The 13,409-nt window shown below is 34.4% G+C and carries 11 protein-coding genes; 4 read left to right on the top strand and 7 right to left on the bottom strand.

What is annotated here, in order from left to right; all coding sequences use genetic code 11:
- Nucleotides 1–76 precede the first annotated feature (76 nt).
- From JNL75_02240 to JNL75_02225, 4 genes are all read left to right on the top strand, one after another.
- A complete protein-coding gene (locus tag JNL75_02240) occupies nucleotides 77–733 on the top strand; it encodes a protein-L-isoaspartate(D-aspartate) O-methyltransferase (GenBank protein MBL7788637.1) in 657 nt (218 codons plus the stop codon).
- A gap of 33 nt (nucleotides 734–766) precedes the next feature.
- The gene (locus tag JNL75_02235; protein ID MBL7788636.1) at nucleotides 767–1,261 is read left to right on the top strand and encodes a phosphoribosyltransferase; all 495 of its coding nucleotides are present in this window, start codon (nucleotides 767–769) and stop codon (nucleotides 1,259–1,261) included.
- Nucleotides 1,261–2,001 (top strand): class I SAM-dependent methyltransferase, encoded by a 741-nt coding sequence (locus JNL75_02230; protein ID MBL7788635.1) that lies wholly within the window; start codon nucleotides 1,261–1,263, stop codon nucleotides 1,999–2,001. Before JNL75_02235 ends, JNL75_02230 begins: the two co-directional genes overlap by 1 nt.
- A gap of 111 nt (nucleotides 2,002–2,112) precedes the next feature.
- Complete coding sequence (locus JNL75_02225) at nucleotides 2,113–4,431, top strand: hypothetical protein (protein ID MBL7788634.1); 2,319 nt, start codon at nucleotides 2,113–2,115, stop codon at nucleotides 4,429–4,431.
- Nucleotides 4,432–4,469: 38 nt separating this feature from the next.
- On the opposite strand, the gene JNL75_02220 is transcribed toward JNL75_02225, so the two are convergent.
- From JNL75_02220 to JNL75_02190, 7 genes are all read right to left on the bottom strand, one after another.
- A complete protein-coding gene (locus tag JNL75_02220; GenBank protein MBL7788633.1) occupies nucleotides 4,470–8,081 on the bottom strand; it encodes an ABC transporter permease subunit in 3,612 nt (1,203 codons plus the stop codon).
- Between the two features lie 31 nt (nucleotides 8,082–8,112).
- On the bottom strand, nucleotides 8,113–8,973 hold the full coding sequence (locus tag JNL75_02215; protein ID MBL7788632.1) for an ABC transporter ATP-binding protein: 861 nt from the start codon (nucleotides 8,971–8,973) through the stop codon (nucleotides 8,113–8,115).
- Nucleotides 8,974–9,072: 99 nt separating this feature from the next.
- Nucleotides 9,073–9,651: an RdgB/HAM1 family non-canonical purine NTP pyrophosphatase gene (gene rdgB / locus JNL75_02210; GenBank protein ID MBL7788631.1), complete on the bottom strand. Its 579-nt coding sequence runs from the start codon at nucleotides 9,649–9,651 to the stop codon at nucleotides 9,073–9,075.
- Nucleotides 9,652–9,656: 5 nt separating this feature from the next.
- Nucleotides 9,657–10,910 carry a sulfate adenylyltransferase gene (locus JNL75_02205; protein MBL7788630.1) on the bottom strand — a complete coding sequence of 418 codons (1,254 nt, stop codon included), beginning with the start codon at nucleotides 10,908–10,910 and terminating at the stop codon, nucleotides 9,657–9,659.
- A gap of 61 nt (nucleotides 10,911–10,971) precedes the next feature.
- Nucleotides 10,972–11,487 carry a hypothetical protein gene (locus JNL75_02200; GenBank protein MBL7788629.1) on the bottom strand — a complete coding sequence of 172 codons (516 nt, stop codon included), beginning with the start codon at nucleotides 11,485–11,487 and terminating at the stop codon, nucleotides 10,972–10,974.
- Nucleotides 11,487–12,344, bottom strand: coding sequence for a rod shape-determining protein MreC (gene mreC / locus JNL75_02195; GenBank protein ID MBL7788628.1), 858 nt, complete (start codon nucleotides 12,342–12,344; stop codon nucleotides 11,487–11,489). Before mreC ends, JNL75_02200 begins: the two co-directional genes overlap by 1 nt.
- A gap of 18 nt (nucleotides 12,345–12,362) precedes the next feature.
- The gene (locus JNL75_02190; GenBank protein ID MBL7788627.1) at nucleotides 12,363–13,391 is read right to left on the bottom strand and encodes a rod shape-determining protein; all 1,029 of its coding nucleotides are present in this window, start codon (nucleotides 13,389–13,391) and stop codon (nucleotides 12,363–12,365) included.
- Nucleotides 13,392–13,409 lie beyond the last annotated feature (18 nt).

The following is a 13,409-nucleotide window of genomic DNA, read 5'->3' as shown; positions in this document are numbered from 1 at the left end:
ACTTTTCTTAGAAATTCTATTTATAATTAAAGGTCAAATTTAAGGTTAAATGCTTACTTTTGAGAGATTTTTTAGGATGGAAAGCAATATAACTATAGGTCTAAGACGAAATATGATTGATGAGTTGACAGAAAGGCTTAAAGGCTATAAGATAAGCCATTGCGACAGGGTTCTAGAGGTCATGAGTCAAATTCCACGACATTTGTATGCGCCCATAGGATTCGAGCGTATGGCCTATGAAATAGCGCCTGTGCTGATAGACGAAGATCAAACTATGTCCTCACCGCTTACCGTTGCCTTGCAGACAATTGTGCTCAATCCTCAATCTAAAGATAGAATCTTAGAGATAGGAACTGGATCTGGCTATCAAGCGAGTGTATTAAGCAAGCTTTGCAAAGAAGTATATACATTAGAGCGCCATAAAATTTTACACGAAAAAGCTAAGTCTTTTTTCAAAAAGATGAAAATGAAAAATGTATTTCCTTTTTTGAAAGATGGATTTGAAGGCATGCCTAGTCAAGCACCATTTGACAAAATAATCATCACTTGTGGAGCAGATTTTGTACCTGAATCATTGCTTAGTCAGCTTAAAAAAGGAGGAGAAATGATTATTCCTCTTAATGATAATGACACAAATTATATGAAGCGTATTGTAAAACTGGAAGAAGGTGAATATTATGAAGAACGCTTTGAAGGATTTCAATTTGTGCCGATGCTGAAAGGAATTAACTAATAACTAATAGTGACTAACTAATAATTAAGTAAAATGGCTCAAATAGCAAATAGAGAAAAAATTGAGAGAATATTAGAGAGAATAGCCTACCAATTGGCGGAAAACTATTGTCATCGTAAGCATATCACCTTTGTGGGTGTTAAAGAAAGTGGCTATGTCTTAGCTCAAGAGGTAGAAAGTTACTTAAAGCCTATTCTCAACTTACCTACTGAGGTAGTAGCTTTAGAAATTGACAAAAAGAATCCTCAAACAAGTGACATCAAATTATCCAAAAATATCCAGGTAAAAGAGACAGCCATTATTTTAGTTGATGATGTCATTAATAGCGGCAAAACGCTTTTTTATGCTTTAAAACCATTTTTTGACATGAAAATAGATGCCCTTCATACCTTGATTTTAGTAGAACGAAAACATAAGCGATTTCCTATTGTCGCTGACCATGTAGGCATTTCACTCAATACCACTATGCTTGAAAAAATCGAAGTCAAAGTCAAAGGGAATAAAATTTCGAGTATAGAATTAGTATAATGAATACTTCGTGGTTTGAATCCTGGTTTAATAGTCCCTATTATCACATACTCTATCAACATAGAGACGACAAAGAGGCGGAGTTGTTTATAGAACACCTTTACCAGCTATTAAACATAAGACCTCAACATACTATCTTAGACCTAGCATGCGGTGCAGGAAGACATGCTATTTATATGGCATCCAAAGGAAATAATGTAATGGGTATAGATCTGGCTTCCAACTCTATCAAGGATGCCAATTTCAAGGCGAGAGAAAAAGGATTATCCGAAAAATTGCATTTTCAAGTAGAGGATATGCGTCATTTCGACTTAAATAGAACTTTTGATTTTATCTTTAATCTCTTTACATCTTTTGGCTATTTTGAAAATAAAGAAGATAATTTGAAGGTATTGAATTGCGCTAAAAAACATTTAAAGGAAAATGGCGTATTAGTTATCGATTACCTCAATAGTCAACTTGTGCGGGCAAAAGGAGAGGAATCCTACACCAAGACTATTTCGGGTATTGAATTTTCTATTCAAAAATATTTTGAAGACGATTTTGTGATAAAAGAAATAAAAATCAATGACCAAGAAACGATATTTCAATATAGAGAGCAGGTTCAGTTATTCGATGCCGCAGAAATTCAAGATATGCTAGAAAATATCGGGTTTCAAGTTATCCATCATTTTGGAGATTATCAATTAGAACAGTATAAAATAGATTCACTAAGAAGTATAATAGTGGCCAGAGTTTAGCTTATCCTATACCTTAAAAACTATTTTAATCTATCTAACAAAAGTTATTTTTTCTTGTATTATTCGCAAATAAACACACTAATTTTGCGTTGTATTCCTAAATACAGAATTATGAGAAATAGAAATTTACCTAACAAATTCATTATTTTACTTTGCATTTTATTCACGACTAGTCAGAATGTGATTAGCCAATGTAATGGATATAAAGCCCGGATAAAAAAAGTTTCCGATGGATTTTATAAAGATGACATAAAGCTTCAAGCTACTATTACGGGCGGATCTGGAAGCATCAACTTTGTAGAATGGTCTCCAATTGGCTATGGAATAACTATTGACTATAGAGGAGCAGGCACTCACAGAGCAATTGTAAAGGATACATTCTATGGATGTGTAGATACCGCATACATTACCGTATCAGATACATTCAACTGCTTGTATCTAAAGCCTAGTATTTATGAAATTGACTCATGTAATTATAACGACATACGGCTAACAGCTATTGTGCCAGTAGGAAGTGGAGCATACTTGTATAAATGGAACAGTGGAGAAACAACTCAAGATGTTTTTAGCAAAACCTCTGGCACCTATAGTTTAACCGTGACAGATTTGACCTATAGTTGTAAAGACTCATTTAAAACAAATATTATTGATGACACATGTAATTTTTGCAAATACTTCTATGCAACGATAGGCGAAACAGATAATTGCTTGATTGGAGATGTTGACCTTGAGGTCTATGCTAATACACATAACAACCATCAAGCATTAAAATATATCTGGAATAATGGTTCTACTACAAAAAAAATATCAAGTCAAACGCATGGTATATATCAAATGATAGTTAAAGACACCTTGTATAATTGTATAGATACTATTAATTATAAAGTAAATGACGACACCTGTAAGCATGGAATTTCTAAAATTGACGATTGTAAGTTAAATGATGTTTCAATTTATCTAACACCTATAGATTATACTACCTTTAGTTACCTCTGGAATACTGGTGACACCTCGGGCAATATATACTATAAAACCAATGGCACTTATCGTGTTATCATTACCCATAGAATTTTCGGATATAAGGATACATTAACTATTTCAACTACTGATACCGTCTATAAATGCTGCTCTGCTGAATTCTTTTTAACCACGGACTCTCTTCAAACCGGTAAAACTCTTCTAAGTTTTAATAATTTCTTCATATCTCAAGCTTATTCCCCTAATACTATCTCTAATTATAATTGGAGTTTTGGAGATACAATAGATGGCTCAGGAAGAATTGTATATCACCAATATGCCCATACTGGACCTAAAACAATATGCCATTATATAAAAGACAATTTAGGTTGTACTGATACACTTTGCAAAGTAATGAATTTACCCCCTAATGGACCTAATCTAGCAGTCAAGACCTTTCATACAGCAATAGTTCCCGGTCAACCCGTTACTTATTATATTCTTTTTTCGAATCTTGGGAATATTGATATTACGAATGCACAAATCATGTTCAAATATCCAAGTGGATTAACTATTGGTAATGCCTCTACATTTTATTCTCAAACTGGAGACACCATTAAATTTGGGCTTGGCTTATTGCACATTGGTCAGCATGAACTCATTAAGATTGAATTTACCGCTCCTACAAACTATGTTGTCGGTTCAATTAAATCTGATACTACTCTAATTACCCCCACATTAAATGATGTGGTAATTGGGAACAATGTTTCCATCAATCATGACGATGTCAAAGGATCTTATGATCCCAATGAAATTATTGTAAGCCCAAATGGTGAAGGAGCAGATGGCAATATAGACCATAAAACAGAGGAGTTAAGCTATTTAATTAATTTTCAAAATGAAGGAAACTGGAGAACCTATAAGGTCAGAGTTGAAAATGATGTAGATACTTCGCTTGACCTAAGCAGTATAGCCTTAGGTAAGATATCACATCCTGTAAGACTCATCGTTAGAGGAAGAACTCTAGTTTGGAATTTCGAAGATATAAATCTTAGCCCTAAAATTATCGATGAACCAAATAGTCACGGATTTATTAATTATACCATGAAGCTCAGAAAAAATTTACCTATTGGTCGAAAAATTAAAAATACCGCAAGCATTTATTTTGATTACAATGAGCCAATAGTTACCAATACAGCTATAAGCACATTGAGTTTAAAGGCTACAAATAGCTCACAGCGTGATGAAGAAAATTTAGATTTTGACATGAATTATCAGGGTGACAACTATGAAATTTCCTCTTTAAATATAATAAATGACGTCACTATTTTCTCAGTAGATGGAAAACTGCTATTGAAAGAAATAGTCAATTCTAATAAAAAGAGACTAGAGTTTAGTTTCAAACAAAATACTATTTATATAGTTCAAGTATCTATAGGATCAGCAAAAGTGATAAAAAAGTTAGCTTTCTAGGCATTTGCTATTATTCAGAATTAGCCCAATATAGACACTTACAGCTTCTTAATATTCTCCTCAGGGTCTTTATGAATATGAAGGAAATAAGGGTCTATCACGATCTTATCTGGCTTTTTGTCGCTGAGAATTTTTAAAGTATTATTTTTCTTATTCAAAAGATATCGTTGTTTTTTCATGAACTTGCCATAGCGAGATTTATCTTCGGTATTTTGATACAATGCGATATCGAAATAGTCCCGAATGGCTACCTCATCACTCTTTCCTAGCTTAATATCTTTTATTTTTTTGACTTCTTTGGCATTCGGATCAGCGGCTCTTTTTACTAGTTCAAATTGAATCGTCGTTTCATAGTTGTTATTTGCTAATTTTTTAACTTCAGCAGATTGAACATCGGTCTCGAAAATAACAATTTCCTCTAGTCCAGCTTTGATATGAGATTTCAATGAGTCGGGAGTCAATTGGTAAATTTCATCTAGAAGCGCATAAGAATTGGGATAAGGAGGTTCTTTATAGCCATAATTTTTTATTAAATTACTTAATGCCATATTCATTTTATCTTCTCCCAATAATTGCTGTATTGCATATAAAACCAAGCTACCTTTCTGATAATAAATATAACCCTGTCCATCTACCTCCTTGAGTGAAGACTCTTTTTTATTTTCAAAAGCACGAGAGAAAACATAATTATTATTCGATTCTTTGAGAAATTTTGTCGCCATGTCCAGTCCATACTCCTTTTCTAGCAATTTCAGACTGGCGTATTCAGAGATAGATTCTGAAAGCATTTCCGAACCTTGCATATCGGCGCCAACGACTTGGTGTGCCCACCACTGATGTGCCATTTCGTGTGCTACGATATGAAATACTTCATTAATGTCCTCTGGATTGTTGACAATATTGGATGTAAATCCTATCGATTCTGAATACGGCATAGTACCAGGGAAAGCCTGAGCAAAACTAGAAAACTTTGGGAACTCGATAATGCGAGCTACAGGATGTTTGTACGGTCCAAAGCTCTGAGAATAATAAGCAATAGATTTTTTGAGTGCATTCATCATGACCTTGGTATTATGCGCATGCTCTGGTAAATAATACACTTCGCATTGCACCCCTAGTGAGGTATCTTTCAATATTTCATATTTACCAGATACTACCGAAAAGAAAAATTTTGAAGGCTGGGTTAGGTCATATTTATAAAAACTTCGACCATTTTCTTTCCAAGATTTGGTCATTTCGCCCGGAGCTACTGCGATTTGATCATCTTCAGTAGAAATTTCTGTATAAATGGTAACCCAATCTGCCATGCCACCTATATAATCTTTCATACATTGATGGGTACATTCTCTAATTAATGCAGGCTTAAAATCTGCCTTGGTAGGCAATCCAAATTTTTCACGTTTTGACTTTCGAGAAATTTCCAAGCCCTTGTCATATCCAAAACTTGGGGTAAAAGAACTAAAGTCAAGGAAAGTACCATTACTATTTAATCGCCTGTTTGAGATTTCATTTTCTACACCTGAATTAGTCTCAGAATATTCCCACTCTACGAGCACGCTATCTCCTATTTGTAGAGGCTTAACCAATGAATAGGTTTGAAAATTGACAATGCCTTTTTTATCTTCATTGCTCAATTTTGCATCTTTGATATTAATTTTAAATGGATGTTTAAAATCATTGTTTAGATAAATTTTTTGAATGCTAGTATCGTCTTTATTGACCATCCACATTTTTCCTTTTACTTGATATGAACGTTTACTTGGGAATAAATCAATCTTATAATCTACTTTGGTAGCTTTAGGCACTGGATAGCTCATGAGATGTCTATATTTCTTCTCATAATATGCCATTCGCTCTAGCCTCTCTTTCTGTCCGAAATAAGAATTCTGCATTTGTGTTTGATAATACATAAATCCTATAAAGCCGGTAGTAGTAACTGCTAAAATTGAAAAAATGGCTTTTGATGCTTTCAATCGCTTTTTGGACTCTTGCCATCGCTCTCTCCAGCTCGTATTTCTACCTCGTACATAAAACCAATAAGCAATAAAGCCAATAACACTATATATCAAAAGCCAATAAGCCATAAAAGCAAACAAGGATGTTTTATAACTACCATAGCCGTAAAAATCAGAATGAATAACACTCGGCAGACTCGGGCTTATAGAAATCATATTATTACTTATCTCTAACCATTGAAATAAAAATGGTTCTGCAAATACGACGATAGCAGAGGCAAAGTAAGCGATGAATTTATTATTTATCATCACCTGAAAAAACATAGATAAAATAGCCAAGGTAATAGAGTAGAATAGATTGATAACATACAATTCCATAGCATAATGCGCCCAATCAATATCATAAACTCCTCTGGCTATTTGATATGCGACACCTATAATCAGCAGTAAGGTGGAATACACCATGACTAAGTAAATAATTGAACACAATTTTCCAAGAAAAACGGTATATGTTTTCACAGGTAAGGCATCATAAATATCATTCATTTTTGCATCCCGTTCTTTCCATATCAGCATGCCTGAAAAGAAAATGATAGCATAGTTAATCGTTTTAGTCACTACCTCTAGTATGTCAAGCGTATTGGATGTCGTAGCTAATTGGTCTGCTAATCCAGAGTCTGTCTGAATGGTGCCGATAAATGACATAACGAGAACCATAATAATAAGTCCAATGGTAACCAAGAACGCTGGACTTTTAATGATGTGTAAAAAATCTATTTTGGCTTGAAAGTGAATGTTTTTCAGAAAATAAGTTGAAGAAAAATCTTTCTCCTTTTTACTATAATCAACACCAGAAAATGATGGTTTAACATCTTTCTTTTTAGTAGCCTTTTGTTTAGTCTTTTGAAGCTTAAACTTATTAATATGAAGTGCAGCAAACCATAGTCCGACAGCTACGGATAACCACAGGAGCCTATTTAGGAAATACTTCCAATCGAGTGGAAACAGGAGGTAATTCTTCTCATAAACCGACCATTTCTTGGTATAATACATTATAGGCATAAATCCAAAAGGGTCAGATAGTGCAGCGATAGTCTTATTATCTATTTTATCATTTAATCCACTAATCGAGTTAAATATCACTACGACGGCTATAGCTCCTAAAAAACTAGAATTAATACTCCGTGTCCAGCTGGCGATAAGGAAAAGAATGCTGCCTATGATTATCAAATTTGGTAATACCATGGTGAGTATACTATGAATATGAGCATCAAGTCGCCAAGCACCTATCATGTCTTTATCTGTCCATGGCAAGTATTCAGCCACCAACTCTGCCAGTGGCACGGTTAAAAAAATAAGAAATATAACAATAAGACCTCCTACAAATCTGCCAAGTAAAATTTTAGTTCTGCTCACTGGAAGTGAATACAAGATTTGATCAAATTTATTTTCATAGTCACGAGTTATACCCGAGCTCACGAAACTATTGATAAATATAGGTAAGATAAGACACAGCACATAATACCATATCATTATACTATAAGGGGAGTTGATGAAATTGGCATCTCCTCCTAAGGAAATTCCTTCAAGTGAGAAAGTGAGTGTAGTCAATAAAAATACTATAAGTGCAAAGACATAAGTATAAATCCTCGTTCTCCAATAGGTGAGTTCAAAACTCAAAACTTTCCAAAACATAAAATTTAAAATTTACAAGTAAGAAATGAACTTAAGCTTTGCATATATAGAAAAAGACATCTTCTAAATCTGCTTTTTTTGCTTCAAAAGGTGCCGATAGTGGTTCATTGGAATATACATTGAAATAATTCTTGCCGGCATACAACCTCTCTGAAAGTACCTGATTATTTGAAATAAAATGTTCCATCTCGTTTTTTTCTACAAATCTTCCGTAAACCTTGTTTTCTAGCATACCCAAGGCGTCTGACGGCTTGCCTTGGAACCGAACACTCCCTTGGTGAATAATGGCCATTTGATTGCAAAGCTCAATGACATCTTGTACAATATGAGTAGATAAAATGACTATTTTATTCTCGGCTATTTCGGAGAGAATATTATGGAAACGATTGCGCTCTGTTGGGTCAAGTCCTGCTGTGGGTTCATCTACTATTAATAAATTCGGATTACCTATCAGTGCCTGCGCTATACCGAAGCGTTGTTTCATACCACCTGAAAAATCACTTACATATTTTTTTCTAAACTCATAGAGATTGACCTTGTCTAAAAGTCCCTGAACGAGATCTTTAATATTGCCTTGAATACCTTTGAGTGTAGCTATATGATGCAGCATATCATAAGCCGTTATCTTAGGATATACGCCGAATTCTTGCGGTAAATAACCTAGTTGTTTTCTCAGTTCGTCTTTTTGCTCTAAAATATTGATTTCATTGAGCATAATAGTACCGCTATCGGGTTCTTGAAGTGTTGCTATCGTGCGCATGAGACTGGATTTGCCAGCACCATTCGGCCCGAGCAATCCGAACATACCAGCACCTATTTCCAGGTTGATATTATCAATAGCTTTAATGCCATTGGCGTATTGTTTGTTTAAGTTTTGGATGGAGAGATTCATAAATTTTTTATACTAAGATATATGCATTAGTTTAACTCAAAGTAAAAAGGTTACATCCAGGCTAAATAAGCAGAAAAATCTAAAAGAATGTCGAAGAAATTATGATAGAAAATATATTGTCAATTTATCTATTGCTTTTCTTCGATGACTAATTGCATTTTTTTCTTCGGATGTTAATTCTGCATTGGTTTTATCAAATCCTTGAGGAATAAAAATAGGATCATAACCGAAGCCATTTTTGCCTCTGGGTTCATGACTTATAGAGCCTTCCATGTGACCTTCGAATACTTCTTCACAGTCAGTATCTTTTAATGTAATAATAGAAATAAATCTCGCATTTCTCTGAGGGGAATCCCCAAGTTCAGCTAACACTTTTTCGTAATTCTTGGTATCATCTCTTTCCTCTCCTGCATAGCGAGCGCTATAGGCACTTGGCCTTCCTCCTAGAAACTCCACTTCTAATCCACTATCCTCTGCTATACAAGGAAGTTTTGTTTTTTCAAAAAAGAAGTTGGCTTTAAAAATCGAATTTTGCTTAATGGTATCAAATGGCTCTGGTATTTCACCTTCAAATTGAATATCTCTCAATGATAGAACTTCATACCGCACTCCTAGAATCTCTTTGACTTCCTTGAGCTTTTTTTCATTCGAAGTAGCAAATATTAGTTTTAATTTCATATGATCTAGCTAGCAGAATCAATGATGGTTCCTGCACCTACTGTCACATTGCTTGCTTCATCTACTAGGATAAAACTCCCTGTATTTCTGTTTTTAATATAGGCATCATAAAACAGATCTGAAGTACAACGCAGTATTACTCTTCCAATATCATTCATATTTAAACTAGTTGTATCAGGAATTCGGCTAAGATTATTGATATCCATTTTGTATTGTATAGCTTTCACCATGGCTTTGACATCTTTAGTGGTATGCTTCAAAACATATTTTTGCATTGGTTGCAATGGTTTGTCACCCATCCAGCATATCATAGCCTCTATATCCTGACCTCGTTTTGGCACATTGTTTTCACGCAATATCATATCTCCTCTCGATATATCTATTTCATCTTCGAGCTGAATAGAAATAGATTGAGGTACAAAGCCTTCTTCTATTTCTTTTTCACCATGATGTATCGATTTAATCGTGCTCGAAAAACCTGAAGGATAAATAGTGACTTTATCACCTCTTCTTAAAATTCCACCGAGCATTCTACCTGAAAATGCCCTATAATCATGGAATTTGTCGGACTGAGGTCTTATAACACCTTGCACAGCGAATCTAGCATCAACCATATTCTGGTCATTCGCTATATGAATATTCTCTAAAAGATACATAAGTGTGGTTCCCTCATACCAAGGCATGTTCTCAGACTTATGTACTATATTATCTCCATGAAGAGCTGAAATAGGAATAAAATGAACGTCTCGAATGGATAGCTTAGAAGCAAACTCTTTGTATGCTTCCCGGATATTATCATACACAGATTCATCCCATTCAACAAGATCCATTTTATTTATACAAATAGCGAGGTGCGGTATTCCTAACAGTGAGGCTATCAAAGAATGTCTTTTCGTTTGCTCAATGATACCTTTTCTTGCATCAACTAAAATGATAGCGAGATTTGCAGTAGAAGCTCCTGTCACCATATTTCTGGTATACTGTATGTGACCTGGAGTATCTGCTATGATAAACTTTCGTCTGGGTGTAGCAAAATAACGATATGCGACATCAATAGTTATTCCCTGCTCTAACTCTGCTTTAAGTCCATCGGTGAAATATGCTAGATTTAGTTTCTCTTCACCTTTGCGTATACTTATTCGTTCAATAGCGTCAATCTGATCTTGAAAAATGGATTTAGAATCATAAAGTAATCTACCTATCAAGGTGCTTTTTCCATCATCTACACTCCCTGCAGTGGTGAATCTAAGCAACTCCATTTTTAAATAACTCTCACTATTAAACTTATCGCTCATATAACTTGAAATAGAATAATTGCAATTATTTTTTCTTTGGCAGACGATATACCATCATATAAAAAATAGCGTATAGAACTATAGCCAAAGATGCACTCAATAATGATTTCAAGGCTATGTATAACACATTAGCTATTTCTCCCAATTCCACAAAAAAATAAAAAAGGTGAAATAGTACCAAACCGATAAACAGATATAAAAATACAAAATTCTCGCCTTGTATTTTCACACTAATCTCACTTTCTTCTTCTGGAGATTTGTTATAAATTAAAGCTAAAGCGTAGGGTCGAATAAATGTGATAAATACAGATGAAGCAATACCGAATCCATAAGTATTACAAAAGATATCAATAATAGATCCATAGAAAAAACCAATAAGCATATAGAATGCTGGTTTAATATCTCTAGGTAATAATAGTAGAAAAACTGGATATATTTTTGGATTGAATAAACCATAAAAACTAATACTATTCGAAAAAAATAGCTGCAATAGCGTAATAACTATGCCTATGAATATTAGGTTAGTCCATTTACTATTCATTAATTTTCCTGTTTTTGAATTTTAATGATGGTATCTTCAAGAGATCTAATTTCAGGACGTTCAATATTCTCTATAAGATAGACATATTTCAGCTTTGAAAAATCGCTATAGAGCTTCACTTGAATATTAGCAAAATTACTTTTACTATCTTCAGAATACTTTTCTACTGTTCCTACTGGAATACCTTCAGGATAATAACTTGAGTAACCACTTGTTTCAATAATTTCACCTTTTTTTAACTTGATGTGTTTAGGAATCTCTTCTAACAGAGCAGTCTTTATATCTCCGCCTTTCCATCTCAATTGTCCTACATTTTTTGTAGATCTATTGCGAACACTCACATTGGCATCCTTGTTCAAAATAGACATAATGCAGCAATAATTCTCGGTAACTTCAATAACTATGCCTACAGGTCCCAGATTACTTATTGCAGACATATCTTTTTTAATGCCGTCCTTTATACCCTTATTGACTATAACGTAATTTCGTAAACTAGCTATAGAATTACTGACAACTTTTCCTGATACAACCCTTGTGGAAGGAGGCAGCAATATCCCGATCTTTTCACCTGTAGAATCCCCACGAATAGTATTAATAAATTTAGAAATCTTGTATATCTCTTCTCTTAATTTCGCATTTTCTTTTATTAGAGATTCATTGTGCTTGGGCATATTAACGAAGCTAGTTAAACTTGAAAGCTTCTCATTAAAACTAGCTGCTAAATAATTTGATCTACTGATAAAATTCGATTGATGATAGTCATTATACTTAAAAATGATATAAAAAGCAATTGACTGAAGCAGTATAAAAACTAAAAATGGAAATGCTCTTTGAAAGATAAATATAATATTCCCCATAGAACCCTGATATACCTATTAGTTCTTGAGTACTGCTGCGAAATTTTCCATATTTTTTAGGGCAATGTTGGTCCCTCTTGCTACAGCCAATAAAGGATCATCGGCTACATGCACCTTCAATTTGGTTTTTTCACTTAATCTCTTATCTAATCCTCTCAACAAGGCTCCTCCGCCCGTTAAATATATGCCTGTTCTAAAAATATCTGCAGCTAGTTCAGGTGGAGTAGACTCCAAAGCCTTCAAAATCGACTCTTCTATCTTTTGAATTGATTTATCTAAGGCATCTGCTATTTCATGATATGAAATAATGATTTGCTTAGGAATACCCATTACGTTATCTCTTCCTTGAACAGGATACTCTGGTGGAGGATTGTCTAAGTGTGTCAATGCAGACCCTACATTTTTCTTGACTAACTCTGCAGTAGGCTCTCCGATATTCAGATTATGCTGGGTTTTCATATAATCCATAATATCCTTAGTCAATTGATCTCCTGCAAGGCGAATGGACTGATCACACACAATACCTGAAAGAGCGATAACAGCGATTTCTGTGGTTCCTCCTCCTATATCGACAATCATATTACCTTCTGGCTCTTTGACGTCTATACCTATACCTATAGCAGCAGCCATAGGCTCATAAATCAATTTCACTTCCTTTCCACCTGCACGTTCCGCACTTTCTTTTACCGCTCTCAATTCAACCTCTGTGATACCAGAAGGAATACAGATTACCATTTTATAATTTGGGGGTAATTGTAAGAAATTCGTCTTCGAAATAATCCCAATCATCCCTCTTATCATGTTTTCAGCCGCATGGAAATTAGCTATAACTCCGTCTTTAAGCGGTTTAACAACCTCTAAATTCCTATGCTCTTTCCCTTGCATTTGGCGCGCTTTTTCGCCTATAGCAATAACCTTGTCCGTAATTTTATCTATGGCCACCATAGAAGGCTGATCTACCACCACCTTATCATTATGCATTATGATGGTATTTGCGGTTCCTAAATCTATGGCTATTTCTTGGGTAAGAAAACTAAATAATTTCATTCAAAATATATCTTCTGG

The organism is Chitinophagales bacterium (assembly GCA_016787225.1).
In the GTDB taxonomy this organism is placed as follows: Bacteria; Bacteroidota; Bacteroidia; order Chitinophagales; family JADJOU01; genus CHPMRC01.
This window is presented reverse-complemented; position numbering and strand designations above follow the sequence as displayed.

What these genes read in the sequence shown, in the direction of transcription:
- JNL75_02240 (MBL7788637.1), top strand. Translation starts at nt 77, where the DNA reads ATGGAAAGCAATATAACTATAGGTCTAAGACGAAATATGATTGATGAG.
- JNL75_02235 (MBL7788636.1), top strand. Translation starts at nt 767, where the DNA reads ATGGCTCAAATAGCAAATAGAGAAAAAATTGAGAGAATATTAGAGAGA.
- JNL75_02230 (MBL7788635.1), top strand. Translation starts at nt 1,261, where the DNA reads ATGAATACTTCGTGGTTTGAATCCTGGTTTAATAGTCCCTATTATCAC.
- JNL75_02225 (MBL7788634.1), top strand. Translation starts at nt 2,113, where the DNA reads ATGAGAAATAGAAATTTACCTAACAAATTCATTATTTTACTTTGCATT.
- JNL75_02220 (MBL7788633.1), bottom strand. Translation starts at nt 8,081, where the DNA reads ATGTTTTGGAAAGTTTTGAGTTTTGAACTCACCTATTGGAGAACGAGG.
- JNL75_02215 (MBL7788632.1), bottom strand. Translation starts at nt 8,973, where the DNA reads ATGAATCTCTCCATCCAAAACTTAAACAAACAATACGCCAATGGCATT.
- rdgB (MBL7788631.1), bottom strand. Translation starts at nt 9,651, where the DNA reads ATGAAATTAAAACTAATATTTGCTACTTCGAATGAAAAAAAGCTCAAG.
- JNL75_02205 (MBL7788630.1), bottom strand. Translation starts at nt 10,910, where the DNA reads ATGGAGTTGCTTAGATTCACCACTGCAGGGAGTGTAGATGATGGAAAA.
- JNL75_02200 (MBL7788629.1), bottom strand. Translation starts at nt 11,487, where the DNA reads ATGAATAGTAAATGGACTAACCTAATATTCATAGGCATAGTTATTACG.
- mreC (MBL7788628.1), bottom strand. Translation starts at nt 12,344, where the DNA reads ATGGGGAATATTATATTTATCTTTCAAAGAGCATTTCCATTTTTAGTT.
- JNL75_02190 (MBL7788627.1), bottom strand. Translation starts at nt 13,391, where the DNA reads ATGAAATTATTTAGTTTTCTTACCCAAGAAATAGCCATAGATTTAGGA.